The 24799-nt window shown below is 67.6% G+C and carries 26 protein-coding genes; 13 read left to right on the plus strand and 13 right to left on the minus strand.

Annotated features, from left to right (window positions below; translation table 11 throughout):
• Window positions 1-21: 21 nt before the first annotated feature.
• Together PPZ50_RS02785 and PPZ50_RS02790 are read right to left on the minus strand one after the other, a co-directional pair.
• Window positions 22-342, minus strand: a complete 321-nt coding sequence (locus PPZ50_RS02785; protein ID WP_066692724.1) for a hypothetical protein — start codon at window positions 340-342, stop codon at window positions 22-24.
• A gap of 50 nt (window positions 343-392) precedes the next feature.
• Window positions 393-1286, minus strand: coding sequence for a bestrophin family protein (locus PPZ50_RS02790; protein ID WP_066692725.1), 894 nt, complete (start codon window positions 1284-1286; stop codon window positions 393-395).
• A gap of 81 nt (window positions 1287-1367) precedes the next feature.
• Between PPZ50_RS02790 and PPZ50_RS02795 the strand changes: the two genes are divergently transcribed.
• The gene (locus PPZ50_RS02795) at window positions 1368-2936 is read left to right on the plus strand and encodes a lysine--tRNA ligase (protein WP_066692726.1); all 1569 of its coding nucleotides are present in this window, start codon (window positions 1368-1370) and stop codon (window positions 2934-2936) included.
• Window positions 2937-3072: 136 nt separating this feature from the next.
• Here PPZ50_RS02795 and PPZ50_RS02800 read toward each other — a convergent pair whose 3' ends face one another.
• Window positions 3073-3936 carry a TIGR00730 family Rossman fold protein gene (locus PPZ50_RS02800; RefSeq protein ID WP_066692729.1) on the minus strand — a complete coding sequence of 288 codons (864 nt, stop codon included), beginning with the start codon at window positions 3934-3936 and terminating at the stop codon, window positions 3073-3075.
• 49 nt (window positions 3937-3985) lie between these two features.
• On the minus strand, window positions 3986-4672 hold the full coding sequence (locus tag PPZ50_RS02805; protein ID WP_066692846.1) for an extensin family protein: 687 nt from the start codon (window positions 4670-4672) through the stop codon (window positions 3986-3988).
• A gap of 209 nt (window positions 4673-4881) precedes the next feature.
• Here PPZ50_RS02805 and PPZ50_RS02810 point away from each other — a divergent pair, with 209 nt between their 5' ends.
• Genes PPZ50_RS02810 through PPZ50_RS02820 form a run of 3 tightly spaced genes read left to right on the plus strand, consistent with a single transcriptional unit; the run spans window position 4882 to window position 6867 of the window.
• Window positions 4882-5538 (plus strand): GntR family transcriptional regulator, encoded by a 657-nt coding sequence (locus tag PPZ50_RS02810; protein WP_066692733.1) that lies wholly within the window; start codon window positions 4882-4884, stop codon window positions 5536-5538.
• Window positions 5507-6436, plus strand: a complete 930-nt coding sequence (locus PPZ50_RS02815; RefSeq protein ID WP_241215500.1) for a PEP-CTERM sorting domain-containing protein — start codon at window positions 5507-5509, stop codon at window positions 6434-6436. The genes PPZ50_RS02810 and PPZ50_RS02815 overlap by 32 nt, the downstream gene beginning before the upstream one ends.
• Window positions 6436-6867, plus strand: a complete 432-nt coding sequence (locus PPZ50_RS02820; RefSeq protein WP_066692736.1) for a c-type cytochrome — start codon at window positions 6436-6438, stop codon at window positions 6865-6867. The genes PPZ50_RS02815 and PPZ50_RS02820 overlap by 1 nt, the downstream gene beginning before the upstream one ends.
• Before the next feature lie 34 nt (window positions 6868-6901).
• Here the strand turns inward: PPZ50_RS02820 and ribA are convergent, their stop codons facing one another.
• From ribA to glpX, 4 genes are all read right to left on the minus strand, one after another.
• Entirely contained in the window at window positions 6902-7963 is a 1062-nt protein-coding gene (gene ribA / locus PPZ50_RS02825; protein ID WP_420038511.1) for a GTP cyclohydrolase II, read from the minus strand.
• A complete protein-coding gene (locus tag PPZ50_RS02830) occupies window positions 7960-8754 on the minus strand; it encodes an exodeoxyribonuclease III (RefSeq protein WP_066692737.1) in 795 nt (264 codons plus the stop codon). The genes ribA and PPZ50_RS02830 overlap by 4 nt, the downstream gene beginning before the upstream one ends.
• Before the next feature lie 400 nt (window positions 8755-9154).
• Entirely contained in the window at window positions 9155-9775 is a 621-nt protein-coding gene (locus tag PPZ50_RS02835; RefSeq protein ID WP_066689900.1) for a LolA family protein, read from the minus strand.
• A 180-nt stretch (window positions 9776-9955) separates the two neighbouring features.
• Window positions 9956-10915 (minus strand): class II fructose-bisphosphatase, encoded by a 960-nt coding sequence (gene glpX / locus PPZ50_RS02840; RefSeq protein ID WP_066689901.1) that lies wholly within the window; start codon window positions 10913-10915, stop codon window positions 9956-9958.
• 112 nt (window positions 10916-11027) lie between these two features.
• On the opposite strand from glpX, the gene PPZ50_RS02845 reads away from it, so the two are divergent.
• The gene (locus tag PPZ50_RS02845) at window positions 11028-11387 is read left to right on the plus strand and encodes a hypothetical protein (protein ID WP_066689902.1); all 360 of its coding nucleotides are present in this window, start codon (window positions 11028-11030) and stop codon (window positions 11385-11387) included.
• A 54-nt stretch (window positions 11388-11441) separates the two neighbouring features.
• On the plus strand, window positions 11442-11708 hold the full coding sequence (locus tag PPZ50_RS02850) for a hypothetical protein (protein ID WP_126014250.1): 267 nt from the start codon (window positions 11442-11444) through the stop codon (window positions 11706-11708).
• 31 nt (window positions 11709-11739) lie between these two features.
• Here PPZ50_RS02850 and PPZ50_RS02855 read toward each other — a convergent pair whose 3' ends face one another.
• Both PPZ50_RS02855 and hisN read right to left on the minus strand, forming a co-directional pair.
• Complete coding sequence (locus PPZ50_RS02855) at window positions 11740-12255, minus strand: YciE/YciF ferroxidase family protein (RefSeq protein ID WP_066689904.1); 516 nt, start codon at window positions 12253-12255, stop codon at window positions 11740-11742.
• Window positions 12256-12326: 71 nt separating this feature from the next.
• A complete protein-coding gene (hisN, locus tag PPZ50_RS02860) occupies window positions 12327-13109 on the minus strand; it encodes a histidinol-phosphatase (protein ID WP_066689905.1) in 783 nt (260 codons plus the stop codon).
• Between the two features lie 97 nt (window positions 13110-13206).
• Between hisN and PPZ50_RS02865 the strand changes: the two genes are divergently transcribed.
• The 3 genes from PPZ50_RS02865 to PPZ50_RS02875 all read left to right on the plus strand — a co-directional run bounded on the left by PPZ50_RS02865 (window position 13207) and on the right by PPZ50_RS02875 (window position 16025).
• Entirely contained in the window at window positions 13207-14199 is a 993-nt protein-coding gene (locus tag PPZ50_RS02865; RefSeq protein ID WP_066689906.1) for a phospholipase A, read from the plus strand.
• Between the two features lie 67 nt (window positions 14200-14266).
• Window positions 14267-14818, plus strand: a complete 552-nt coding sequence (locus PPZ50_RS02870; protein WP_066689907.1) for a peroxiredoxin — start codon at window positions 14267-14269, stop codon at window positions 14816-14818.
• A gap of 124 nt (window positions 14819-14942) precedes the next feature.
• Window positions 14943-16025 (plus strand): GGDEF domain-containing protein, encoded by a 1083-nt coding sequence (locus PPZ50_RS02875; RefSeq protein WP_066689908.1) that lies wholly within the window; start codon window positions 14943-14945, stop codon window positions 16023-16025.
• A gap of 262 nt (window positions 16026-16287) precedes the next feature.
• On the opposite strand, the gene PPZ50_RS02880 is transcribed toward PPZ50_RS02875, so the two are convergent.
• Entirely contained in the window at window positions 16288-17916 is a 1629-nt protein-coding gene (locus tag PPZ50_RS02880; protein ID WP_066689909.1) for an NAD(P)/FAD-dependent oxidoreductase, read from the minus strand.
• Between the two features lie 78 nt (window positions 17917-17994).
• Here PPZ50_RS02880 and PPZ50_RS02885 point away from each other — a divergent pair, with 78 nt between their 5' ends.
• On the plus strand, window positions 17995-20403 hold the full coding sequence (locus PPZ50_RS02885; RefSeq protein ID WP_066689910.1) for a DUF3772 domain-containing protein: 2409 nt from the start codon (window positions 17995-17997) through the stop codon (window positions 20401-20403).
• Window positions 20400-21152: a dienelactone hydrolase family protein gene (locus PPZ50_RS02890; protein WP_066689911.1), complete on the plus strand. Its 753-nt coding sequence runs from the start codon at window positions 20400-20402 to the stop codon at window positions 21150-21152. Before PPZ50_RS02885 ends, PPZ50_RS02890 begins: the two co-directional genes overlap by 4 nt.
• 149 nt (window positions 21153-21301) lie before the next feature.
• On the opposite strand, the gene PPZ50_RS02895 is transcribed toward PPZ50_RS02890, so the two are convergent.
• Window positions 21302-21724 (minus strand): CoA-binding protein, encoded by a 423-nt coding sequence (locus tag PPZ50_RS02895; RefSeq protein ID WP_066689912.1) that lies wholly within the window; start codon window positions 21722-21724, stop codon window positions 21302-21304.
• Window position 21725: 1 nt separating this feature from the next.
• Window positions 21726-22697 carry an Mrp/NBP35 family ATP-binding protein gene (locus PPZ50_RS02900; RefSeq protein WP_084401516.1) on the minus strand — a complete coding sequence of 324 codons (972 nt, stop codon included), beginning with the start codon at window positions 22695-22697 and terminating at the stop codon, window positions 21726-21728.
• Window positions 22698-22766: 69 nt separating this feature from the next.
• Here PPZ50_RS02900 and hflK point away from each other — a divergent pair, with 69 nt between their 5' ends.
• Both hflK and hflC read left to right on the plus strand, forming a co-directional pair.
• Window positions 22767-23903: a protease modulator HflK gene (gene hflK, locus PPZ50_RS02905; protein ID WP_066689913.1), complete on the plus strand. Its 1137-nt coding sequence runs from the start codon at window positions 22767-22769 to the stop codon at window positions 23901-23903.
• The gene (gene hflC / locus PPZ50_RS02910; protein ID WP_066689914.1) at window positions 23900-24769 is read left to right on the plus strand and encodes a protease modulator HflC; all 870 of its coding nucleotides are present in this window, start codon (window positions 23900-23902) and stop codon (window positions 24767-24769) included. The genes hflK and hflC overlap by 4 nt, the downstream gene beginning before the upstream one ends.
• The last annotated feature ends 30 nt before the right edge of the window (window positions 24770-24799 follow it).

Raw genomic sequence — 24799 nt, forward strand, 5'->3', positions numbered from 1 at the left:
TCCCCATGAATGGGGAGGAGCTTAGTCGCCGATCTTCTCCCGCTGCCGCTCCGCCCAGTCGCGACCCTCGTCACCGCCCCACAACAGCCAAGCAATATACCCTGCCGACGGATCGTTGTCGTCGCCCCAGCTATGCGCCTTCGTATCCTTGTCGACCTTGTGCCGCGCGAAATAGCTGTGCATCGATTTGACGTCGGCGTCCGACATCGGCCCGCCATCGGCGATCTGCTTCGCCCGCTTTACGCCGACCTCGGTCCCGCCGCGATCGAACTTGTCGCGCAGCTTCAGGCCCTTTTCGGCGTTCGCCGCCATCTTCTTCGTCGGTTTGTGCTCGTCGGCCATCGGCTATCCTCTCTGGACGGCTCAATCGTTTCAGCCGCTTGCCCGTTCCCTTACCACAGCACGCCCTTTTCGGGTTTCAGCGGTTCGGGCGCCGAATCGCCGATCGCCTGCAACAGGTCGATCTCGATCGTCCGGCACATCGCGGTCAGCGGCAGGTCGTGCACCGTATTGGCGAACGGATCGGCCAGATCCTCGCCGATCTGCAACACCGCCAGGAACATCAGCCCGGCAAGACCCGAGCCGAGCGGCGTCGCAATGCCCAGCGTCTCGACCAGCCCGATCGGCAGGACGATGCAGAACAGCCGCGTGAACAGCGACGGCAGGAAGCGATATTGCACCGGCAGCGGCGTGTTCTTGATCCGCTCCATCCCGCCCTGCGCATTGGCGATATCGATCAGCACGCTTTCGAGGCTGGTCTGCTGGATGCTGTCGATCCAGCCGCGCCGCTGCGCCTCGCCGATGCGGGCGCCGGTGCCGTCGAGCAGCCCGTTGGCGACATTGGTCCGGCCGAGCGGCTCACCCGCCTCTTCGCGCGACAGGAAGCGGTGGACGTCGTCCTTCGAATCCAGCCGCCGCAACTGGCAGCGCAGCGCATTCACATAGGCGATATGGCGCAGCGCGATCGACCGTTTCAGGTCGCGCTTCGGCCCTTCATCCTCCGGACCGATGAAGGCGATCGCGCCACGCGCCAGGTTGCGCGATGCGTTGATCATCAGCCCCCAGAGCGAGCGCCCTTCCCACCAGCGCGCATAGGCCGAATTGACCCGAAAGCCGAGGAACAGCGCCAGGGCCGAACCGAAGATGGTCAACGGCAACGACGGCGCTTTGAACGGCAGCACGAAATAGACGACGGTGACGATCACGTCCCAGATGAACAGGGCGAGCGCCGGCTTCCAGACTTCGGCGACGATGCGGGACAGGCGGGGGGCGTCGGATACGATCATCGTCGGACGCTACGCCCGACACGGGCCAAGGTTGCGTCGCAACAGGTGGAAATTATTCCACTTACCGCGTATCTGGACCGGATGATCGACGCAGAACTTCGCAACGCAGCAATGGTTTCAAAGGCTTGGCCCTATGAAGAGGCGCGCAAGCTGTTGAAGCGCTATCCGGACGGAAAGCCGGGCGGTGCGCCGATCCTGTTCGAAACCGGCTATGGCCCGTCGGGCCTGCCGCATATCGGCACGTTCAACGAAGTGCTGCGCACGACGATGGTCCGCCGCGCGTTCGAGGAACTGTCGGACCAGCCGACCCGGCTGATCGCGTTCTCGGACGACATGGACGGCCTGCGCAAGGTGCCGGACAATGTGCCGAACGGCGACATGCTGCGCGGCCATCTCGGCAAGCCGTTGAGCGAGATTCCCGATCCGTTCGGGACGCATTCGAGTTTCGCCGCGCACAACAACGCCCGGCTGCGCGCATTCCTCGACCAGTACGGCTTCGAGTACGAGTTCGCGTCGTCGACCGATTATTATCGCGGCGGGAAGTTCGACGAGGCGCTGAAGGACGTGCTGCGCAACATGCAGGCGATCCTTGACATCATGCTGCCGACGCTGGGCGCCGAACGCCGTGCGACCTATTCGCCGGTGCTGCCGATCTCGCCGACCAGCGGCATCGTGCTGCAGGTGCCGGTCGAGGTGCTGGACGCCGATACCGGCATGGTCGCGTTCATGGACGGCGACACCCGCGTCGAACAATCGATCCTGTCGGGCGGCGCGAAGCTGCAATGGAAGGTCGACTGGGCGATGCGCTGGGTCGCCTTGGGCGTCGATTACGAGATGGCCGGCAAGGACCTGATCGATTCGGTCACCCAGTCGTCGAAGATCGCCCGCGTGCTGGGCGCCCGCCCGCCCGAGGGCTTCAACTACGAAATGTTCCTCGACGAACATGGGCAGAAGATTTCGAAGTCGAAGGGCAACGGCCTCAGCCTCGAACAATGGCTGACCTATGGCCCGCCGGAAAGCGTCGCCTTCTACGCCTATCGCGAACCGAAAAAGGCCAAGCAGCTCCATCTGGGCGTGATCCCGCGCGCGATCGACGAATATTGGCAGTTCCGCGCCAATTACGATGCGCAGCCGATCGAACAGAAGCTGGGCAACCCGGTCCATCACATCCATGGCGGCCCGCCGCCGGCGGAGACGTTGCCGGTCACCTTCGGCCTGCTGCTCAACCTCGTCGGCGTGATGGGGGAGGCGACCAAGCCGCAGGTGTGGGGCTATCTCGCCAACTATGTCAAAGATGCCAGCGCCGAGCGCTATCCGGCGCTCGACGCGCTGATCGACCATGCGCTGGCCTATGTCCGCGACGTGGCCGACAAGCCCGAACGCCGCGCCCCGACCGAGGTCGAACGCGCCGCGCTCGAACGACTCGACGCCGATCTGGCGGCGATGCCCGCCGATGCGAGTGCGGAGGATATCCAAAACGCGGTGTACGAGATCGGCAAGACCGCCGGGTTCGAGTCGCTCAGGGACTGGTTCAAGGCCTGCTACGAAACGCTGCTCGGCACGGCCCAGGGCCCGCGCATGGGCAGCTTCATCGCGCTCTACGGCATCGACAACACCCGCAAGCTGATCGCCGAGGCGCTGGCGCGCTGACCGCTGCAATTGACGTCACCCTCAAACCGTACCCCCGCGCAGGCGGGGGTCTAGGGTCAAGCAAAACAACGGGTTGCGTGTGCCGCCCTGGACCCCCGCCTGCGCGGGGGTACGCTATCGAGCGAGAGGATGCGCCCTACTTCCGATCCTCGTAGAACTTCTTGACGACGTTCCAGCCTTCCTCCGCCGTCTCGACGAAGGTGATCAGGTCGAGATCGCGTTCCGAAATTACGCCTTCCTCGACCAGCGCGTCCCAGTTGACGACCCGGTCCCAGAATTCGCGGCCATAGAACAGCACCGGGATCGGCTCGATCTTGCCGGTCTGGATGAGGGTCAGCAGCTCGAAACTCTCGTCGAACGTGCCGAATCCGCCCGGGAACACCGCCACCGCGCGGGCGCGCAGCAGGAAGTGCATCTTGCGCAGCGCGAAATAATGGAACTGCATCGACAGCGCCGGGGTGACGTACGGGTTCGGCGCCTGCTCATGCGGCAGGACGATGTTCAACCCGATCGATTCGGCCCCGGCCTCGTTCGCGCCGCGATTGGCCGCTTCCATGATCGACGGGCCGCCGCCCGAACACACGACGAAGTGGCGCTTGCCGTTCAGATCGTCGGGAAACTGGCTGGCGTGGAAGGCAAGCTCGCGCGCCACGTCGTAATAATGCGACTTGGCGACGATCCGCTCGGCGATGGCGCGCGCTTTGTCGTCCTGCGCCAGGTCGAGCAGCACTTCGGCCTTTTCCGGCTCAGGAATGCGCGCCGAACCGTAGATGACGAAGGTCGAGGCGATGTTCGCCTCGTCGAGCAGCAGCGAGGGCTTGAGCAGCTCGAGCTGGAACCGCACCGGCCGCAAATCCTCGCGCAACAGGAACTCCATGTCCTGGAACGCCAGTCGATAGGCGGGATGTTCGGTCTGGGGGGTCGACAGCTGCGCGCGGGCCGCTTCGGCTTCCTGCTTGGCCCCGCGGAACACGCGGGACGGTACTTTTGTATCGGTCATAGGTGGCGAAGTTGTAAGCACGCCTGCGAACAGCGGCAAGCGCCTTGCATCATCGGCACAGCGGCCGCCCGCCCATGTCGAGATGGAAGTGGTTGCGGTGCGCGGCGTTATAGTCGGGGCCGAGCGTGGTGACGAACCGTTTGCAGGCCGATCGGTGCACGATGCGCAGGAACTCGCGCACCTGCGGGTCGGTGCTGTTCCAGTCGCGCTCCAGCACGATTCGCCGTCCGTCGGCCAGGGTGAAGCTGCCGATATCGACGGCATTTGCCAGGCCATGTTCCGACACCCGCCCGGCGGAGCCTGCGCTGCCGCCGATGATCCCGCGACAGGCATAGGTGCCATAGCTATCGATCCGGACCACCTCGCTGCCCAGGATCTGCCGTGCGGCGGGCCGGACGCCGTGCCGGACCCAGCCGACCAACGCGCGCGCCACCGGACAGCGTATCGCCTTCAACCCCGAAACCGGTGTGCCGATATCGAGCAGCTGCACCGCGCCCAGCACGACGCAGCCCGATCCATAGTCGCGATCGGGCAGCGGGCTGAACCGCACCTCGGCCCGCGACAGGTCGGCGAAGCATTGCTGCGTATCGCGCGGCGTCGCGCCCGGCAGCGTCACCGGACCCGACGGGCGCTGCGCAATGGGACGGGGCGGGGGCGGGGCGTCGCGGCGTTCGCCACCGACACAGGCGGACAACAGCAACAGGGCAAGCGGAATCGACCGGTGGAACGCAACCATCGGCCGATATCGTTTCACGACGCCCGCCACGCGACAAGCGCCCTGCGCCGGTCCGTGCAATCGATGCCATCGATCCGGTTGGGGTAACCGCTGTCACAAGGGATTGCCTGCACTAGTAGTTTTTGAATATGTACTACTTTCGGATGACCCGGTGACGGGCGACCTCACCCCGCGCGCCGGCAACGGACCGCTTCGCAAAGGAATGCAGCGTGACCATTCTCGTTCGAACCCTGTCCGATCGCGTGTTCGAAATCGTGCGGGAACGTATCGTCAGCGGCGCGCTGCCCGAAACCGTGCCGATCCGGCAGGATGCGCTAGCCAGCGAACTGGGCGTCAGCAAGATTCCCCTTCGCGAGGCACTCGCCCGCCTCGAACAGGAAGGCCTCGTCGCCGGACAGGCCAATCGCGGCTATACCGTGCGGCCGATGTCGGCGTTGCAGGCCGAGGAAATCTACGAACTGCGCATCGCGGTGGAACCGAGCGCCGCCGCCTATGCCGCGCGCCATGCCGATGATCGCCACCGCGCGGCAGCGGTCGAGGCGTTCGACCGGCTGAAGGATGGCAGCGACGCCGACCTGCTCGACGCGGCGGCGCGCAACCGCGCCTTCCACGCCGCGCTGGTGGCCGCCGCCGGGCGCGACCTGACGATCGAGCTGGTGCAGCGGCTGTCGGTGCTCGCCGAACGCTATGTCGTGGCGCACCTCCGTCCCGCCGGCCGCGGCGACCGCGCGCAGGAGGAACATCGCGCCTTGCTGGAGGCGTGGCTGGCGCGCGATGCCGACACGGTGCAGGCGATGCTCACCCGGCATCTGAACGACACGATCGAGGATCTGCGTGGCGAATTCGCGGCGGCGGCCGCCGCCTGACGCCGGGGTGGGCCGCCCCGTGGCGATCGGCTATAGCGCCGCGATGGTTCGCTTTCTCTCCGGCGTCGTCGCCCTCCTGCTCGTCGCCGCGCCCGCTGCCGCCCGCGACATCCTGTTCATCGGCAACAGTTTTACCTTCGGCGCAGGCTCGCCGGTTGAACACTACCGCCCCGCCAGCGTAACCGACCTGAACCGCGACGGGATTGGTGGCGTGCCCGCGCTGTTTCGCAGCTTCGCCGAACAGGCCGGGCTCGACTGGACGGTGTCGCTCGAAACCTCGCCGGGCAAGGATCTGGCGTTCCATTACGCCAACAAGCGCGCGGCGATCGACCGGCGCTGGGACGTGGTGATCCTGCAGGGCTATTCGACGCTCGACGCGGAAAAGCCGGGCGATGCGACGCGGCATGGCATTGCCGCCGGCCAGCTGGCGGCGCTGGTCCGCGCGCGCAATCCCAGGGCGCAGGTGAAGCTGGTCGAAACCTGGTCGCGCGCCGACCTGACCTATCGTTCCGGCAGCCGCTGGTCGGGCAAGCCGATCGCGACCATGGCGCAGGACCTGGCCGCCGCCAATCGCCGAGTCGCGCGGACGACCCCGGGAATCTCGGGCACGATCCCCGTGGGATTGGCGTGGAACCGCGCGATCGCAACCGGGGTGGCGGACGCCAACCCCTATGACGGGATCGATCCCGGCAAGCTCGGGCTGTGGGCCGACGATCATTATCATGGCAGCACCGCCGGCTATTATCTGGAGGCGTTGGCCGTCTTCGGTCGCGTCACCGGCTATGACGTCCGCCGCCTGGGTGCGAAGGAACGCTCGGCCGCCGATCTCGGCCTGACCGGGAACCAGGCGGTCGCGTTGCAGCGGATTGCGTGGGAAACGCTCCGCCGGAACCGCTGATGCGACGGCTGGCGATGGTTGCGTTGCTGCTGCTGGCCGGCTGCGGCGGCGGCGATGCCGACCGGGCCGGACGGTTGCGCAGCGTCGGACCGAACCCCGATCTGGCCGCGCTGCTGCGGGTCGCTAATGTCGATGCCGGCCGCCGCGCGTTCGGACAGTGCGCGGCATGCCATACCATCGGCGCAGGCGGGCAGTCGCTCGCCGGTCCCAACCTCCACGCCATGATGGGCCGCGCCGTCGCGAGCAACCCGCGCTTCGGCTATACCCAGGCGCTGATCGACCATGGCGGACGCTGGAATGCGGCGCGGATGGACGCATGGCTCGCCGCACCGGCGGGGGTGGTGCCGGGCACGCGCATGGCCTTTGCCGGCGTGCGCGACCCGATGGAGCGCGCCGATCTGATCGCCTATCTGCAGTCGGAGAGCCGGTAGCTACTCGCTCGCTGCCAGACGGGGGATCAGGTAGTTACAACTGATGCCCGGTCCGGTCGCGCTTGGTTGCCAGATAGCGTTCGTTGTGGGGGTTGGGGGGGAGATGGTGTGCAACCCGTTCGACCACGGTGATGCCGGTCGCCTCCAGCCCGGCGACCTTGGCCGGGTTGTTGGTCAGCAGGCGAATCTGCCGCTGGCCCAGTAACGACAGCATCCGCCCCGCCACCCCGAAATCGCGCGCGTCGATCGCGAAGCCCAGCCGGGTATTGGCGTCGACCGTGTCGAATCCCTGGTCCTGCAACGCATAGGCGCGCAGTTTGTTGACCAGTCCGATTCCGCGCCCTTCCTGCCGCAGATACAGCAGGATGCCCCAGTTCGCGTGCGATATGGCGTGGATCGCGGCGTGCAGCTGCGGCCCGCAATCGCATTTCAGGCTGCCCAGCACATCGCCGGTCAGGCATTCGCTGTGCAGCCGGACGAGCGGCGGGCGCCCGTCGGGCTGGCCGATGACCAGTGCGACATGCTCGCCCGCCGCATCGGGCGTGCGGAAGGCGACGATCTCGCTCTGCTCGGCACCTGCCACCGGCAGCTTCGCCCGCGCGACGATGGCCAACCGGTTCGCATCCTCATGCGCGTCGATCGCCGCCGGAGTGATCGTCACCTCGGCGCCCGTACCACCCGCAAAGAAGGCCGGCAGCAGCCCCGCGACTCGCGCCAGCCGCAGCGCGGCGGCGGCGGCAAGCGGGGCGGGCGAGTCGATCCCGCGAAACGGCCCCTTCATCGGCGTGGCGAGATCGAGCTGCGGATCGGCCAGCGCGGTCGCGGCGGCGAAATCGGTCCATGCCTCGCGCCGGATCGACACCGGCTGGTCTGGCTCGGCCGCCGCGCGCTGGTTGACGATGCGCAGCGTTTCCGCCCGCCCGAACGACAACAGGATATGCGCCTGACCAACGGGGTCGAACCGCGCCAGCCGTTCGGCGTCCGCCGTCTCGATCGGCAACAGCGTCAGCGCCGTCTCGCCGGGCGCCGCGATCGCGATCGCCCAGCCGCGGCGAAGCGCATCGATCGCGCGGGCAACGTCGCGGGTTTCGCTCAAAATGCGAACTCGGTGACGATCGGGATATGGTCGCTGGGCTTCAGCCAGTTGCGGCAATCCTCGTGGACGCGGTGCGCCGTCGCCTTGGCCGCCACGTCGCGGCTGGCCCACATATGGTCGAGTCGCCGCCCGCGATCCGACGCCGCCCAGTCCTTCGCGCGGTAGCTCCACCAGGTGAACAGCCGCTCGGGCGCCGGAATGAACTGCCGCCCCAGATCGACCCAGTCGTTCGCCGCCTGCAACCGGCCCAGCGCCTCGACCTCGATCGGGGTATGGCTGACGACGTCGAGCAGCTGCTTGTGGCTCCACACGTCGCTTTCCAGTGGCGCGATGTTGAAGTCGCCGACCAGCAGCGTCGGGATGCCCGCCAGCCCCGCCGACCACGTCGTCATGCGTTCGATGAAGTCCAGCTTCTGCCCGAACTTCGGATTCACCTCGCGGTCGGGCACGTCGCCGCCCGCCGGGATGTAGACATTCTCGATCCTGAGCCCATTGGCCAGCCGCACGCCGATATGCCGCGCCTCGCCATTGGCCTGCCAGTCGAGCCGGTCATCCTCGGCCAGCGGCACCTTCGACACGACGGCGACCCCGTGGTGCATCCGCTGCCCGTTGATCGCGATATGGGTATAGCCCAGCCGCCGCAGCGGATCGTGCGGGAAATCCTGGTTCACCACCTTCGTCTCCTGCAGGCACAGCACGTCGGGCTGCGCCTCGCGCAGGAATTTTTCGACAATGTCCATGCGGAAGCGGACGGAATTGATGTTCCACGAAGCGACCGAAAGCGTGTCCATGGCCACCGCCTGTATCGCCGCAAATGCGCTCGCGCCAGATGGCGGACGGCGCAAAAGGAAAGGCCCCCGCTCCGGGGGCATGGAGCGAGGGCCGACCTAGCGTTGGTCACGCAGGCGGGCGTTGGAGACCCGGGCAACAGGGGGGAAAATCCCGGACGCGCCCCAACGCCGCAGAAACGTTCATAGGGTCAGAAACCTGTCGCCAAGATGAACGTCATGCGTATTTTTTGGAATTTGGCCGTATTGGCTGGCTTTGAACCATGGTGCGGTACCGGCCCACTCCCCCACTCCCCCACTCCCCCACTCCCCCACTCCCCCACTCCGTCACCCGTCAGGATACTGCGCGGGTGGCGGGGCGGGGGAGCGGGCCGGTACCGCCTCCACGTCAGTGGATCAGGCGTTAGCGGCGCACGCGGCGCGGTTCGTTGAAGCGGAAGGCATTGTCCGCGACCGGCAAGTTGAACTGCTGATTCGTCAGCCGCACCGTGGTCCGATTCGCCTGCGCGTCGAGCGCGACCCAGCCCTGCAGCATCAGCCCGGCGGGCGCGGATGGCTGTCGCGCGAAGATCATCGTGATCCGGCCATATTCGGGGCGTTTCGGATCATAGGCCTCGACGCTGACGATTCGCGGATCGTTCGACGGCACGACCTTCGCGAATTTCGACGCATCGCGTTCGGGGTTCAGCAGGATGCCGAGCGGCGAGTTGCCGATCGGCCAGCGCTGCTTCTGCCCGACCTGATAATCGAGGAAGTAGAGCGACTTGCCATCCGACACGAGCAGGATCGGCACGCCCTTCTCATATTGGAAGCGGATCTTGCCCGGCTTCTTCAGCGTCAGCTTGCCGGTCAGCACCCGGCCGTTGCGGTCGGTCTGCGAAAAATCCGCGGTCATCGTCTGCGTCGCCGCCAGATGCCGCTGGACCGAGGCAAGGTCGTTCTGCGGTGCCTGCGCATGCAGGGCAACGGGGGCGGCAAGGGCGAACGCGAGCGCGAGCGGGCGAATGGGGCGTCTCCAGATCATGGGGCAGGGGTAGGATCGGCGCATTGAACGCGGCGTGAACCCATGGGTTGCGCGGTCGTGGCCATACTGAATCGCGTACCCCCGCGCAGGCGGGGGTCCAGAGCCAACAACGCAGCGCGGCGCGTGGAACCCTGGACCCCCGCCTGCGCGGGGGTACGGTGGTTGCTTTGCAGCCGCCCCTTACAGCCGGTGTTCGCCCTTCACCCAGCGCACCGTGCCCGAGCTGGCGCGCATCACGACGCTCTCGGTCGTCATCTTGCCCGGCATCCGCTTGACGCCGGCGAGCAGCGACCCGTCGGTCACGCCGGTCGCGGCAAAAATGCAGTCGCCGCGCGCCAGTTCGGTCAGGTCGTACTGCTTGTCGAGGTCGGTCACGCCCCACTTCGCCGCGCGGGCGCGTTCGTCGTCGTTGCGGAACACCAGCCGCCCCTTGAACTGCCCGCCGGTGCAGCGCAGCGCGGCGGCGGCCAGCACGCCCTCCGGCGCGCCGCCCTGGCCCATATAGAGGTCGATGGTGGTGTCGGGGTCGCTGGTCGCGATCACGCCGGCCACGTCGCCGTCGCCGATCAGCATCACGCCGCAGCCGACCGCGCGCAGTTCGGCGATCATCGCTTCGTGGCGCGGACGGTTGAGGACGCAGACGATGATGTCGTGCGGATCGACGCCCTTGGCCTTCGCCACCGCCTTCACATTTTCGGTCGGCGACTTGTCGAGGTCGATGATCCCGGCGGGATAGCCCGGACCGCAGGCGATCTTGTCCATATAGACGTCGGGGGCGTTGAGCAGGCCGCCCTTTTCGGCGATCGCCAGCACGGCCAGGCTGTTCGGGCCGGCGGTGGCGCAGATCGTGGTGCCCTCCAGCGGATCGAGTGCGATGTCGATCTCCGGGCCTTTGCCCAGGCCCACCTTCTCGCCGATGAACAGCATCGGTGCCTCGTCGCGCTCGCCCTCGCCGATGACGACGGTGCCGTCCATGTAAAGTTCGTTCAGCGCGGCGCGCATCGCTTCGACCGCGGCGGCGTCGGCCGCCTTTTCGTCGCCCCGCCCGACCAGCGTCGACGCGGCGATCGCCGCCGCTTCGGTGACGCGCACCATTTCGAGGACGAGCACGCGATCGAGGGTGTTGCTGACAGGCTGCATTGGACGAAGCTCCCGGCCGTTAAACGGATTAAACGCGGCGATAGGCGACCTGCCCTTGTCGGGCAAGGGATGTTGTGGATAACCTTGTGTATCGGCGACGAAAGGCACGGGCATGACGGCGTGGGCGATGCTTCTGGCGATGGCGCAGGATGGCGGAGCCGCCGCCGCGATGATGGCGCGGGCGCGCAGCATGACCCAGGTCGTCCAGCCCTGTCGCATCGACGCCGATCCGGACGAGATCGTGGTGTGCGCCGCGCGGACCGCCGACCGGTTCCGCGTTCCGCTGGTCACCCCTCCGGCAGAAGGCGATCCCAAGGCGGTCGACGCGCTGGGCGAGCGGGAGCGCCTGCTCGCCGTGCCGCAACCGGCCTGCGGAACCGCGGCGTTCCTGCAAGGGTGTGGCTTTGTCGGGGTGACCGCCTCGACCCGCAGGGGCGGCAGCATCGGCCGTGCGCGACCGCTGGCGCGGTAGCAACCAAAGTTTCGCCAAGACGTTCGGAACGAACGATCTTTGATGGGGGCGTCGATGTTGCTATCCGTGCTGCTTATGATGGCGCAGGCGGCGCCAACACCGACCAAGCTCGGCGTCGCCGATCCGGTCAACTGCATCGTGACGCCCCGGGCACTGGGCTGTCCGGATCGCAAGAACGACCGCTATCGCCTCGACGACGACACGCCCGAATTCGACCACAAGGCCGACGGCCTGCGGCAGGGAACGCCGCGTTGCGGACTGATGGGGATGCCGGTGTGCCCCAGCAACGGGCGTCCGATCCTGACCAGTCGCCCGCAGTAACCGGGGCGGCCTCGCGACCGCCCCGCCCACCTCATGCCTCGGCCAGTTCGGCCTGCGCATTGACCTTGTGCTCGGCCATGGTCGTCAGCTTCTCGTCGGTGGCACGTTCCTCGGCCAGCGTTTCGGCGAGCAGCGCGGCGATATCCTCGCGGCCCAGCTGCCGAGCCCAGGCGATCAGCGTGCCGTAGCGGGTGATCTCATAATGCTCGACCGCCTGTGCCGAGGCGATCAGCGCGGCGTCCAGCACCTTCTTGTCGCCGATTTCACCGGCAACCTCGTTCGCTTCCTTGATGATGCCGTCGATGGCGGGGCAGCTGACCGCCTTCTTGGTCGCGCCGTGCAGCTGGAATATCTGCTCCAGCCGGCGGATCTGCCCTTCGGTTTCGGCCAGATGGCGTTCGAACCCGGCCTTCAATTCGGGGTCGGTCGCCTTGGCCGCCATCTTGGGCAATGCCTTCAGAATCTGGTTCTCGGCATAATAGACATCCTGCAGCTGATGGACGAACAGATCGTCGAGCGTCGCAATATCCTTGGAAAACAATCCCATGACGTGATCCTTCGCAAAGGGGGGCGTGCCGTCCCAACGATGCGGCGCGCGCCCGGTTGCGAAGAAAATCGTCAGTGGCCGCGACAGCCGAGCAGGTCGACGACATCCTCCAGCCGCGCGGCGTCGCCCAGTGCAATGACCTCACCGATGCTGCCGGCATGGAGCGGATCGCCCGACCAGTCGCTCATCGTGCCGCCCGCGCCCTCGACGACCGGCACCAGCGCGGCGAAGTCGTGCAGCTTCAGCCCCGCCTCCACCACCAGGTCGATATGGCCGGACGCCAGCGTGCCATAGGAATAGCAATCGCCGCCGAGCACGGTCGATCGGACCTTGGCCTCGACATGTTCGAACCCGTGGAGCTGCCCGTCGTCGAACAGCGCCGGGCTGGTGGTCGCCAGCAGCGCATCCGCAAGATCGCGACAGCGACGGGTTCGGGCCGGTTGCCCGTTGAAGGTCGTGCCGCGCCCGACCGCGCCGACCCAGCGTTCGCCGATGATCGGCTGATCGATCACGCCCAGTACCGGCCAGCCGTCCTCGACCAGCGCGATCAGCGTGCCGAAGATTGGCCGCCCGGCGATGAACGATCGCGTGCCGTCGATCGGGTCGAGCACCCATACGCGCCCGCTGGTCCCCTCCGACACGCCATATTCCTCGCCCTGGATGCCGTCCGAGGGGCGTTCGCGCTCGATGATCGCACGCATCGCCGCCTCCGCTTCGCGATCGGCCAGCGTCACCGGCGAGGCATCGTCCTTGATCTCCAGCCCGTAATTGCTGCGGAATCGCGGGCGGATCGCGGCGCCGGCGGCGTCGGCCAGCTGGGCGGCAAGGGTCAGGTCGGCGGCGGTGACGGGCATGGCGGGCCTTTGCGTTGGGAACCCCCAGATAGGCGGTGACGCCGACAAAGCGCAAACGATGCTCGCGGTTGTCGCAAATGCCTGTCACATCACGTGCATGATCGCTCTCACCCTGCTCGCCGCCGCCGCCCAGCCGCAACTGCGCATCGTCGCCGAACCGCCCGCCTCGGTCGCGGCGGCGGAAGGCGGCGTGACGGTGTTCGTCCTGAACGAAGGGGCGAGCGAGGCAGACGCCACGCCGGCGCCGATGGAGGTCGTCACCGCCGATCAGGTGCCGCTCAGGATCGTGCCGGTCGACACCGCCCCCGCCCGGGTCGCGCCGGGCGGCTTCCGCGCGATCCGCTACCGCATTGCCCCGGTGGCGGTCGCGGCGACTTCGGCACCGGCCTCGCCAAAGGGCGAAACGGTGGTCGCGACCGCGAGCGGTCAGGCGTCGGGCCTGCTCGCCCGGTTCGAACCGCACCAACCGATCTATGGTGCGTTCGGGCTGGGGTCGGACGGCGCCAAGCTGCAACTGAGCCTCGCCTTCCGCCCGTTCGACGGTGCCGGCGCGCTGGACGGGGTGCGGCTGGCGTGGACGCAGACGATGTTCTGGGCCATCGACCGGTCGTCGGGGCCGTTCCGATCGACCAACTACAGCCCCGAAGTCTATTATCAGCGGCAGATCGACGACCGGATCGTCGCCGCGGCGGGCTATGCGCATGATTCGAACGGGCGCGATGCCGGGTCGATCGACGTGAACCGGATCTTCGCTTCGGCCAGCTATGTCCTGCCGCTGGGCGACGACTGGCGGGTCGAGGCGACGCCCAGGGCATGGACCTATGTCGGCACCGGCTATCGCGATCTCGACCGTTATTGGGGCAACTGGTCGCTGGGTGGCGCGATCGGACAGGTCGACGGGCTGCGCATCGCCGCCACGCTGCGCAATCCGCTGGGCAGCCGCCGCGCGGGCGAGCTGTTCCTGTCCTTTCCCGTCGGGCGCACCGGTCTGTACGTTTTCGGACAGGCCTTTGCCGGTTATGGCGAGGCGATCGACGATTACGCCCTGCGCTCGTCCAGCGCGCGGCTGGGAGTCGCCTTCACCCGCTGAGGCCAGCCGCTGGCGCGCCGCGGCCAAGCTGCTAGAATGAGGCAACTTCGCGCAAGGAACCTACTCGATGCGTCTCGCCCTGTTCGCCGCTGCCCTGACCCTGCCGTTCGCTGCCCCGCTGTCCGCCGCGCTGGCGCCCGGTGCTCGCGCGCCCGACTTCACGACCAAGGCCGCGATCGCCGGCAAGGCGTTCACGCTCAACCTGCGCTCGCAGCTGCGTAAAGGTCCGGTGGTGCTCTATTTCTTCCCGGCGGCGTTCACCGGCGGCTGCAATGCGGAGGCAAAGGCGTTCGCCGACGCGGTCGACGATTTCAAGGCGGCCGGCGCGACCGTCATCGGCATGTCGGCCGACGATATCGGCAAGCTGCAGGAATTTTCGAAGGCCCATTGCGCCGGCCGGTTCGCTGTCGCGAGCGCGGGGCCGCGCGTGATCCAGGGATTCGACGTGGCCCTCAACCGCCCGGCGGGTGCCGATGGCAAGCCGCGCACCATGACCACGCGCACCAGCTATGTCATTGACCGCGATGGCAAGATCGCCTTCGTCCATTCCGACATGAACCCGGCCGATCATGTCCGCTCGACTTTGGAGGCGGTGCGCGCGTTGGGCAGGCGCGGCTGAGCCGCCCGCCGCAATCGTGGATTTAGGGTAAATTTCCGCGAAACCCGATTTTAGCAAAGGCGCGCTACGCCCATTCCGTACAATCCGGCACATCGGGTGCGGGGTGGGGGCAGAGGGGCCGGGCGTGTATCTGGAAAAAATCGGCGACGGTGGGGCATCGGCCGGACACGGTCTGATCCATGCCGTCCTCGCTTTTCTGGAGGACCAGCGGCTCGATCCCACGCCGCTCAACTACAGCTTCGCCTACCGCGTCGTCAGCGAACCGGCGGGCGCGCTGGCGCTGGAGGTTGCGCGGCGGACCGATGGCGGCATCCGCCTGACCGGCGGCGAGGTCGAACAGTTGGGCAATGCGATCGACGGGGCGGCGGATGTCGCCGCCGGGCGACCCAATGCTCCGCCCGTGACGCCGACCGCTCCCGCGACCCCCGAACCGGACATCGCCGCCGCCGAAGCTTTGGTCACCGAAACGCTGCGCCAGGTCGCGGGCTTTGCGACGATGGTGTCGGAAATCCGCAGCGAAACGCAGGATTTCGGCCGCGACCTGGCCGCCAGCGCCGATGCGTTGCAACGCTCGACCCCCATCGCCAGCACCGATGCCGCCGTTGCCGAACTGGCACGGATCACCGCCGCGATGCGCGCGCGGGTCGAGATTGCCGAGGCGCGGCTGGAACAGGCGACGCGCGAGGCGAGCGACCTGCGCGAACAACTGGCCGCCGCGCATGACGATGCGCGCCGCGACCCGCTGACCGACCTGCCCAATCGCCGCGCCTTCGAGGAAGCGGTCGAGGCTGCCCAGCATGGGCCGGTCCATATCGCGATGTGCGATGTCGATCATTTCAAGGCGATCAACGACCAGCACGGCCATCCGGTCGGCGACCGCGTGTTGCGCGCCATCGGGACGACGCTGGCGCGCGAATGCCCCGGCCATCTGGTCGCGCGCTATGGCGGGGAGGAATTTGCCGTGCTGATCACCGGCATCGGCACCGGCGCGGCCCGGGCGCTCCTGGAAAAGGCGCGGATCGCGGTCGGCAAGCGCCGCTATCGCCTGCGCGAGAGCGATACGCTGGTCAACGGCATCACCCTGTCGGCCGGATTGGTCACGATGACGCCGGGCGAAAGGCTGTTGTCGGCGATCGAGCGGGTCGATGCCCTCTTGTACGAGGCGAAGCGCCATGGCCGCAACCAATCGGTTGGCGAAAATGGCTGATAAATGGGGTAATGCACCGGCAAGAATTGCCAACACCGTGCACTTTGTAAAAACTATTGTTACAAATCAATAACATATTAATTGGCACGCCCCCTGCAATGCAATGTGCATAGCCGGCGAGATGGCTCGCACGGCACCAGGGAGTAGCCACCATGATCCGTACCGAAACCCTTCGCCAGCACGTCGCCGCCCTGTTCGGTGCGCTGCTCGTCTCCACGCTGTTGCTGTCGGTCGCCGCGCCGGTCGTGCCGATCGCCTGACCTCAGCCTTTGGCGATCATGGCGCGGGCGACCGCTTCGGCGACCTTGATCCCGTCCACCGCCGCCGACAGGATGCCGCCGGCATAGCCGGCGCCTTCGCCCGCCGGAAACAGGTTGGCGGTGTTGATGCTCTGGAAATCCTCCCCCCGCGTGATCCGCACCGGGGACGAGGTGCGGGTTTCGACCCCGGTCATAACCGCATCGGGATGGTCGTAGCCCGGAATCGTCCGCCCGAACGCGACCAGTGCCTCGCGCATCGCGGTGATCGCGAATTCGGGCAGGCATTCGGACAGGTCGGTCAGTGTCACCCCAGGCCGGTAGGAGGGCAGCACGCTGCGCAGCGCGGTCGATGGCCGCCCGGCCAAAAAATCACCGATCAGCTGCGCCGGCGCACGATAATCGCCGCCGCCCGCGGCATAGGCGCGTTCCTCCAGCTGCCGCTGGAACGCGATTCCCGCCAGCGGGTGCCCCGGATAGTCGCGCGCCGGATCGATGCCGACGACGATGCCGGAATTGGCGTTGCGTTCGTTGCGCGAATATTGGCTCATGCCGTTGGTCGCGACCCGGCCCGGTTCGGACGTCGCCGCCACCACCGTGCCGCCCGGACACATGCAGAAGCTGTAGACGGTGCGCTGGTTGGCGCAATGGTGCGACAGCGTATAGGCCGCCGCGCCCAGGTCGGGATGGCCGGCGCACGCCCCGAAGCGGGCCTGGTCGATCCAGCTTTGCGGATGCTCGATACGTACGCCGATCGAAAACGGCTTGGGTTCGAGGAAGACCCCGCGATCGTGCAGCATGTGGAACGTGTCGCGCGCGCTGTGCCCCAGCGCCAGCACCACCGGACCGTCCGCCGCCAGCGTCTCGCCGGTCGACAGCTTCAGCCCCGTCAGCCGTCGGGTGCCGTCCGGGCGTTCCTCCAGTTCGATATCGTCGACCCGGTGCGAGAAGCGATATTCCCCGCCCAGTTCCTCGACGGTCGCGCGCATCGATTCGACCATGGTGACGAGGCGGAAGGTGCCGATATGCGGATGCGCCTCGGTCAGGATTTCCTCCGGCGCGCCGGCCTTCACGAATTCGGTCAGCACCTTGCGGCCCAGATGGCGCGGGTCCTTGATCTGGCTCCACAATTTGCCGTCGGAAAAGGTGCCGGCGCCGCCCTCGCCGAACTGCACGTTCGATTCGGGGTTCAGCTCGCTCCGCCGCCACAGGCCCCAGGTATCCTGCGTCCGCTGGCGCACAACCTTGCCGCGTTCGAGGATGATCGGGCGGAACCCCATCTGCGCCAGGATCAGCCCGGCGAACAATCCGCACGGCCCCGCGCCGACGACGATCGGGCGCGGCCCGGCATAATCGGCGGGCATCTTGGTCACGAAACGATAGCCGGTATCGGGCGTCGTGGCGACATTGCGGTCGCGCTTGGTGCGGTTGAGCACCTGGCCTTCGTTCCTGACCGTCACGTCGACCGAATAGACGAGCTGGATATCATCCTTGTCGCGCGCATCATGCGCCCGGCGCGCAATGGTGTAGCGAACGAGGTCGCGCGGCGTAATGCGCAACCGCTCCCGGATCGCGGCGGCCAGTGCCTCTTCGGGATGGTTGAGCGGTAGTTTCAATTCGGTGATGCGCAGCATCGGGCCATTTAGCGTGGGCCGCCGCACATCGCCATGGCCGCGATTGTCCGCGGCCGTCGATCGCGATAGCGAGGGGGCATGATCGGAACGTTGCTCCGCTGCCTCCTGTCGCTGCTGCTGGCGGCGGCGAGTGTGCCCGCGCTGGCCCAGACCGTGGCCGCCCCCGACTATGGCAGCATGCTCGACCGTGCGGCCGACGAACTGGGCCGGGTCGACGGCGCGCTCGATACCCGGTTGGAACGCAGCGACCGCGACGAATTGCGCGCCCGGGCACAGGCGGTGCGGGCGAGCACGCTCGACACCGCGCAACAGCTGACCGGCGACATGGCACGGATCGAGGCGCGGCTGGCGCAGCTGGGTCCGGCATCGTCGGGCGAGGACCCTGCGATCCGCGACGAGCGTGCGGCACTCACCCGACAACGCACGACGATCGATTCGGCGACGAAGCGCGCGAAACTGCTGTCGGTGGAGGCGCAGCAGCTGATCGACGAGATTCAGGAAGGGCAGGCGGCGGAGCTGAACCAGAAGCTGTTCGGGCGCGGTGCATCGCCGCTGACGCCGGCATTCTGGAGCGCGATCCTGCGGTCGATGCCGCGCGACCTGCACCGGATCGAACGCTTCGTCGCGGCCGAGGTCGCGACGATCCGCGCCGCGCCCTGGGCACAGGCTTGGCCGGCGCTGCTGGGTTTCGCCATCGCGATCCTGTTGCTGGGCCCTGCGCGGCTGGCGGCGGCACGGGTCGGGCAGCGCCTGCTGATCGAGGGTGCACCGGGGCGGCGGGTGCGGCGGTCGGCCAATGCGCTCGGCCGTATCCTCGTCGGCACGCTCGCGCCGCTGCTGGCCGCCGCCGCGCTGCTGACCGGTGCGCGCTGGGCGGGGCTGGTCGCGTCGCGCTGGGACCCGATGCTCGATCAATGGCTGGTGGCGATCGGCTTTGCGGCCTTTTCCAGCGCGGTGCTGGGCGCGACGTTGATGCGGCGCAGCCCCAGCTGGCGGATCGCGCCGGTCAGCGATGCGGTGGCGACGCGGTTCCGGCCCTATTCCTTCGTGCTGGCGGGGTTGGCCGGCTGTGTGATCGCGCTCGATGCCGCGGACACCGCGATCGGCACCAGTCCGGCGATCCGCATAGCGACCCATTCGCTGCTGGCGCTGGCGCATATCCTGCTGATCGCCGGCAGCCTGTTCACGCTGGGCCGGATGCGGGCCGAGGCGAACGCGGCGGAGGAGGGCGCCGCCGACGCCCCGGCGCATACCGGGCTGGCGGCGATGCAGCTGTTCGCGTGGAGCATCGCCGGGGTGGCGTTGCTGGCGCTGGCGGCGGGCTATGTCGGGTTCAGCCTGTTCGTGGGGCAGATGGCGGCATGGACGCTGGTGCTGGGCGCGGCGGTCTATCTGGTGCTCGCCGCGACCGACGATGTCGCGACATCGGTGTTCGAACGGGGCAGCCGGCTGGGCGCCGCGCTGACCCGGGGCCTCGGCCTGCGCGGCGGGACGGTCGACCAGTTCGGGGTGCTGCTCTCGGGCGTGCTGCGGGTGTTGATCGCGGTCGTCGCCGTCGCCCTGTGGCTGTTGCCGTTCGGCGGCAGCGGCGTGTCCGACGCGCTGACCCGGCTGGGCGACCTTGCGCGCGGGGTGCAGATCGGCGGTGTCACCATCTCGCCCGGTGCGATCCTGCGCAGCATCGTCGTGCTGGCGATCGGGCTGGCGCTGGTGCGCGGCTTCATGCGCTGGCTGGAGGGGCGCTACCTGCCCGCCACCGACCTGGATGGCAGCGGGCGCAATTCGGTCAGCCTCGTCGCGCGCTATGTCGGTATCGCGCTGGCCGTGATCTGGGCGCTGGCGTCGCTGGGCATCGGGGTGGAGCGGATCGCGCTGCTGCTCTCCGCGCTGTCGGTCGGCATCGGGTTCGGGTTGCAGGCGATTACCCAGAATTTCGTCTCCGGGCTGATCCTGCTCGCAGAACGCCCGATCAAGATCGGCGACCTGATCCGGGTCGGCACCGACGAGGGCGATGTGAAGCGGATCAGCGTGCGATCGACCGAGATCACGCTCGCCGATCATTCGACGCTGATCGTGCCCAATTCCGAACTCATCACCAAATCGGTGCTGAACAAGACGCTGGCCAGCCCCTTGGGGCGCATCCAGATCCAGTTCTCGGTTCCGATCAACGCCGATGCGGCGGCGGTGCAGCAGCTGGTGCTGGATGCGTTTGCACGCGAAGAGGCGGTGCTGGACGACCCCGCGCCCAGTGCGTTCATCGACGCGATCGTCAACGATCGCATCGCGTTCAACTGTTTCGCGCATGTCGAATCGCCGCGCGCCGCCTACCGCGCGCGCAGCAACATCCTGCTCGAACTGCTCACCCGTTTCCGGGCGGAGGGGATCGAGATGGGCACGGTGCCGCAGCGCCTGGAACTGGTGACGATGCCCGGCGACCCGGTTCCCCCCTTGCCAGTCGATCCCGCCGGCGGCACGGCACGCGCATGATCCTGCTCAGCGACGAATTTGCCGACCTGCCCTGCGCGACAGGCGGCGTGATGCGTACCCATGTCTTTCGTCCGGTGGGCGAGGGGCGGTTTCCCGGCGTAGTGCTCTATTCCGAAATCTATCAGGTGACCGCACCGATCCGCCGGCTGGCGGCGTTCATCGCGGGGCACGGCTATGTCGTCGCGGTGCCGGAAGTGTATCACGAATATGAAGCGCCCGGCACGGTGCTGGCCTATGACCAGCCGGGCACCGATCGCGGCAACGACCTGAAATTCACCAAGCCGGTCGCAGGGTTCGACGCCGATGCGACGCTGGTGATCGACTGGTTGACGCAGCATCCCGCCTGCTCGGGACGGATCGGCGTCGCGGGCGTGTGCCTTGGCGGGCACCTGGCCTATCGCGCCGCGCTCGATTCGAGGGTGCTGGCGGCGGCCTGTTTCTACCCGACCGATATCCATTCGGGGACGCTGGGCGAAGGGCGCTCAGACGACAGCCTTTCGCGGATCGGTGAGATCGGCGCGGAGATGCTGTTCGTGTGGGGGCGGCAGGACCCGCATGTGCCCTATGCCGGAAGGCAGGCGATCCGCGACGCGCTGGAGGCGGCGGGGACGCGGTACGAATGGCATGAGGTGAATGCACAGCATGCCTTCCTGCGCGACGAGGGGCCGCGCTATGATCCGGCGCTGTTCGTGAGCACGACGGGGTGGATGCTGGCATTGTTCGCGCGGGTGCTGGGCGGGCGGGTTTGAGGTACAACCAAACCACTCCCGTTTGCTTCGAGCGCAGGTTCGAGCCTGTCGAGAACCGAAGTCGAGAAGGGCGTGCCCAAAGCGGCCGGGTTCTCGACGGACGCTTCTCGACAAGCTCGAAGCTGCTCGAACCGAACGGGTGGGTGCAGCTACCCGACCTTCCCGATCCCCAACCGCGGAATCTCGATCTTCGGGCAACGATCCATCACCACCTGCAACCCCGCAGCTTCCGCCCGCGCAGCGGCTTCCGCATTGACCACCCCCAGTTGCATCCACACCGCCTTCGCGCCCGCCGCGATCGCCGCGTCGACTGCCTCACCCGCGGCGGCCGAATTGCGGAAGATGTCGACGATGTCGATCGACTCGCCGATCTGGTCGAGGTCGCGGAACACGAACTCGCCGTGCAGATGCTCGCCGGTGATCTGCGGATTGACCGGGATCACGCGGTAGCCGCGCTGCTGGAGATAGGCCATCACGCCATAGGATGCCCGGTCGGGCCGGTCCGACGCACCGACCAGCGCGATGGTCCGCGCCTCGGTGAGCAGGGTGCGGATGCCATCGTCGTCGAGCATGTCAGTTCCTCTGCAGCCAGTCGCCGACCTTGGCGGCTATCGACAGGAACGGCTCTGCTTCCGCCCCGTTCCCGGCGGCCGGCGGCGTTCCGGCGTCCGACGCGGTGCGGATGTCGATCGTCAGCGGAATGCGCCCGAGGAACGGGATGCTAAGCGTCTCGGCCTTCGCCTCCGCCCCGCCGGTCCCGAACGGATCGGACAGCCCCCCGCAATGCGGACAGCAATAGCCGGCCATATTCTCCACCAGCCCGATGATCGGCACCCCGGCCTTGGTGAACAGGTCGATCGCGCGCGTCGCGTCGATCAGCGCCAGGTCCTGCGGCGTCGACACGATCACCGCGCCGGCCGGCTTGTGCTTCTGGATCATGGTCAGCTGCACGTCGCCGGTGCCCGGCGGCATGTCGACGACCAGCGTGTCGACCATCTCCCAATGGGCGTCGACCAACTGGGTCAGCGCGCCCGCCGCCATCGGTCCGCGCCACGCGATCGCCTGGCCCCCCGGGACCAGCTGCCCCATCGACAAGAGCGGCACGCCGACCCCGGTCGCGACCGGGACCAGCTTCTTGTCATGCGCCTCGGCCTTGATTCCTTCGACGCCCAGCAGGCGCGGCTGCGACGGGCCGTAGATGTCGGCATCGACCATTCCGACCTTCCGGCCGCTGCGCGCCAGCGCGATGGCGAGGTTGGCCGACAGCGTCGATTTGCCGACCCCGCCCTTGCCACTGGCGACGGCAATGATCCGCTGCTGCACCCGTTCGCTGGTCTGCGCCACGCGCACGCTGGCGATGCCGGGCGCGGTCGAGGCCGCCGCCTTCACATCGGCCTCCAGCGCGTCGCGCGCCGCCGGGGGCAGGCCGGTGACGTCGAGGATGATGCTCGCCGAATCGCCGGTCACGCGGACCGTGGCGCGTCCGGCCGCGATGGGGCCAAGCAGCGCGTCGAGCGCGGCGGCGGGGTTCGATGCGGAAGCCATGGCGGCGATGTAGCGTTCGAACGGCGCGTTACCACTGTAAAACGCAAGGCGGCCCCCTATAAAGGATGGATGCGATGGATCATGGGGCGGCGCGCACGCGCGCAAGTGCTGGGGATGAGCGACAAGGGCCCATGGGGCGGCGGAGGCGATTCCGGTAATGGATCGGGCGGCGGTGGCGGCGATGACGGCCCGCGCAATCCCTGGTCGATGCCGCCGGCGGGCAAGCGCGGCAAGATCGGCGGATCGACCTCGCTCGACGATTTCCTGAAGCGCGCGCGCAGCGGCGGTCCGGGCGGCGGCCCGTCCTTTCCGGCGAATGCCGGCCGGCTGTGGCTGGCGGCGGTTGCCGCGCTGATCCTGGTATGGATCGCCTTCACCAGCTTCCATTCGATCGGCCCGCAGGAACGCGGCGTCGTGACGATGTTCGGCAAATATACCGGCACGCTCAATCCCGGCATCCAGTTCACGCTGCCAGCACCGATCATGCGGGTGCAGGTGGAGGACGTGCAGAACACCCGCACCGAAAGTTTCCCGGCGGGCGGTAATCAGGCGAATCTGATGCTGACCGGCGACCAGAATATCGTCGACCTCGCCTATTCGGTGCGCTGGAACATCAAGAGCCCCGAGGACTATGTCTTCGAGATCAAGAACCCGCAGGAAACCGTTCGCGCGGTGGCCGAAAGCGCGATGCGCGCGGCGGTCGCGAGCAAGAACCTGACGCAGGCGATCGGTTCGGGCCGTGGCGAGATCGAGGCGGACGTCCAGACCCGGATGCAGACGCTGCTCGACGAATATCAGTCGGGCGTGCGCGTGCTGGGCGTCAGCATCCAGAAGGCGCAGGCCCCGGCCGAGGTCGACGACGCGTTCAAGGCGGTGACGGCGGCGCAGCAGGAGGCGCAGTCGAACCTCAACCGCTCGCGCGCCTATGCGCAGCAGGTGATCGCGCGGGCGCAAGGTGATGCGACCGAATTCGACAAGATCTACGAACAATATCGCATGGCCCCCGACGTGACGCGCCGGCGGCTCTATTACGAGACCATGGAGCAGGTGTTGAACCGCGCCGACAAGACGATCGTCCAGCCCGGCGTTCAGGCTTATCTGCCGCTGCCCGAGGTCCGTCGCCAGCAACAGGCGACCCCCGAGCCGGAGGCGCCGGCCCCGGCGCCGCAGGCCCAGTCCACGCAAGCGACGGGAGCGGCACGATGAACCGCGCGCTCCGCAATCCGATGACGGCGGGCATCGCGCTGCTGGTGCTGGTCATCCTGCTGTTCAGCACGATCGTGATCGTGCCGGAAACGCGCCAGGCGGTGATCCTGCGCTTCCAGCAGCCGGTCGGCATCCTCAATCCCTATCGCGCCGAACAGCCGTTCGGCCGCACCGGGGCCGGGCTGGTCGCCAAGATTCCGTTCTTCGACCGCGTGGTGTGGATCGACAAGCGGGTGCTGGACATCGAGCTGAACAACCAGCCGGTGCTGTCGACCGACCAGCTGCGGCTCGAGGTCGACGCCTTTGCCCGGTTCCGCATCGTCGATCCGTTGCAGGCGGTGATCTCGACCGGTTCGACCGCCAATACCGAGGAACGCGTCGCCAACCAGCTCGAACCGCTGCTGTCGTCGGCGCTGCGCGCCGAACTGGGCCGTCGTCCGTTCGCGGCGCTGCTCAGCCCGGAACGCGGCGCGGTGATGGACAATATCCAGAACGCGCTGCAGCGGACCGCTCGGCAATATGGTGCCGAAATCGTCGACGTGCGGATCAAGCATGCCGACCTGCCCGATGGCAGCCCGCTGCAATCGGCGCTGGCGCGGATGCGGTCGGCCCGCGAACAGGAAGCGGCGACGATCCAGGCACAGGGGCAGCGCGACGCGCAGGTCGTGCGCGCCAATGCCGAGGCGGAAGCGGCACGCATCTATGCCGCCAGCTTCGGCAAGGACGCCGATTTCTACGCCTTCTGGCGGGCGATGCAGTCCTATCGCGCGACCTTTGCCGGCGCGCCGGGGCAGAGCGGAACGACGTCGATCATCCTGTCGCCGGAGAACGGCTATCTCCGCGAATTCGGTGGCCGGGAACGCTAGGGCGCTCCCGGACATTCAAACCGCGTTCAG

Origin of the sequence: Sphingomonas hankookensis (assembly GCF_028551275.1) — a bacterium.
In the GTDB taxonomy this organism is placed as follows: domain Bacteria; phylum Pseudomonadota; class Alphaproteobacteria; order Sphingomonadales; family Sphingomonadaceae; genus Sphingomonas; species Sphingomonas hankookensis_A.

Bases quoted from the DNA above. Each gene is read 5' to 3' on its own strand.
- PPZ50_RS02790 (WP_066692725.1), bottom strand. From the start codon at position 1,286: ATGATCGTATCCGACGCCCCCCGCCTGTCCCGCATCGTCGCCGAAGTC.
- PPZ50_RS02800 (WP_066692729.1), bottom strand. From the start codon at position 3,936: ATGACCGATACAAAAGTACCGTCCCGCGTGTTCCGCGGGGCCAAGCAG.
- PPZ50_RS02895 (WP_066689912.1), bottom strand. From the start codon at position 21,724: ATGCTCGACGACGATGGCATCCGCACCCTGCTCACCGAGGCGCGGACC.
- PPZ50_RS02830 (WP_066692737.1), bottom strand. From the start codon at position 8,754: ATGGACACGCTTTCGGTCGCTTCGTGGAACATCAATTCCGTCCGCTTC.
- PPZ50_RS02885 (WP_066689910.1), top strand. From the start codon at position 17,995: ATGATCGGAACGTTGCTCCGCTGCCTCCTGTCGCTGCTGCTGGCGGCG.
- PPZ50_RS02845 (WP_066689902.1), top strand. From the start codon at position 11,028: ATGACGGCGTGGGCGATGCTTCTGGCGATGGCGCAGGATGGCGGAGCC.
- PPZ50_RS02880 (WP_066689909.1), bottom strand. From the start codon at position 17,916: ATGCTGCGCATCACCGAATTGAAACTACCGCTCAACCATCCCGAAGAG.
- PPZ50_RS02805 (WP_066692846.1), bottom strand. From the start codon at position 4,672: ATGGTTGCGTTCCACCGGTCGATTCCGCTTGCCCTGTTGCTGTTGTCC.
- PPZ50_RS02855 (WP_066689904.1), bottom strand. From the start codon at position 12,255: ATGGGATTGTTTTCCAAGGATATTGCGACGCTCGACGATCTGTTCGTC.
- hflK (WP_066689913.1), top strand. From the start codon at position 22,767: ATGCGATGGATCATGGGGCGGCGCGCACGCGCGCAAGTGCTGGGGATG.
- PPZ50_RS02890 (WP_066689911.1), top strand. From the start codon at position 20,400: ATGATCCTGCTCAGCGACGAATTTGCCGACCTGCCCTGCGCGACAGGC.
- PPZ50_RS02795 (WP_066692726.1), top strand. From the start codon at position 1,368: ATGATCGACGCAGAACTTCGCAACGCAGCAATGGTTTCAAAGGCTTGG.
- glpX (WP_066689901.1), bottom strand. From the start codon at position 10,915: ATGCAGCCTGTCAGCAACACCCTCGATCGCGTGCTCGTCCTCGAAATG.
- PPZ50_RS02870 (WP_066689907.1), top strand. From the start codon at position 14,267: ATGCGTCTCGCCCTGTTCGCCGCTGCCCTGACCCTGCCGTTCGCTGCC.
- hflC (WP_066689914.1), top strand. From the start codon at position 23,900: ATGAACCGCGCGCTCCGCAATCCGATGACGGCGGGCATCGCGCTGCTG.
- hisN (WP_066689905.1), bottom strand. From the start codon at position 13,109: ATGCCCGTCACCGCCGCCGACCTGACCCTTGCCGCCCAGCTGGCCGAC.
- PPZ50_RS02865 (WP_066689906.1), top strand. From the start codon at position 13,207: ATGATCGCTCTCACCCTGCTCGCCGCCGCCGCCCAGCCGCAACTGCGC.
- PPZ50_RS02900 (WP_084401516.1), bottom strand. From the start codon at position 22,697: ATGGCTTCCGCATCGAACCCCGCCGCCGCGCTCGACGCGCTGCTTGGC.
- PPZ50_RS02785 (WP_066692724.1), bottom strand. From the start codon at position 342: ATGGCCGACGAGCACAAACCGACGAAGAAGATGGCGGCGAACGCCGAA.
- PPZ50_RS02820 (WP_066692736.1), top strand. From the start codon at position 6,436: ATGCGACGGCTGGCGATGGTTGCGTTGCTGCTGCTGGCCGGCTGCGGC.
- PPZ50_RS02835 (WP_066689900.1), bottom strand. From the start codon at position 9,775: ATGATCTGGAGACGCCCCATTCGCCCGCTCGCGCTCGCGTTCGCCCTT.
- PPZ50_RS02850 (WP_126014250.1), top strand. From the start codon at position 11,442: ATGTTGCTATCCGTGCTGCTTATGATGGCGCAGGCGGCGCCAACACCG.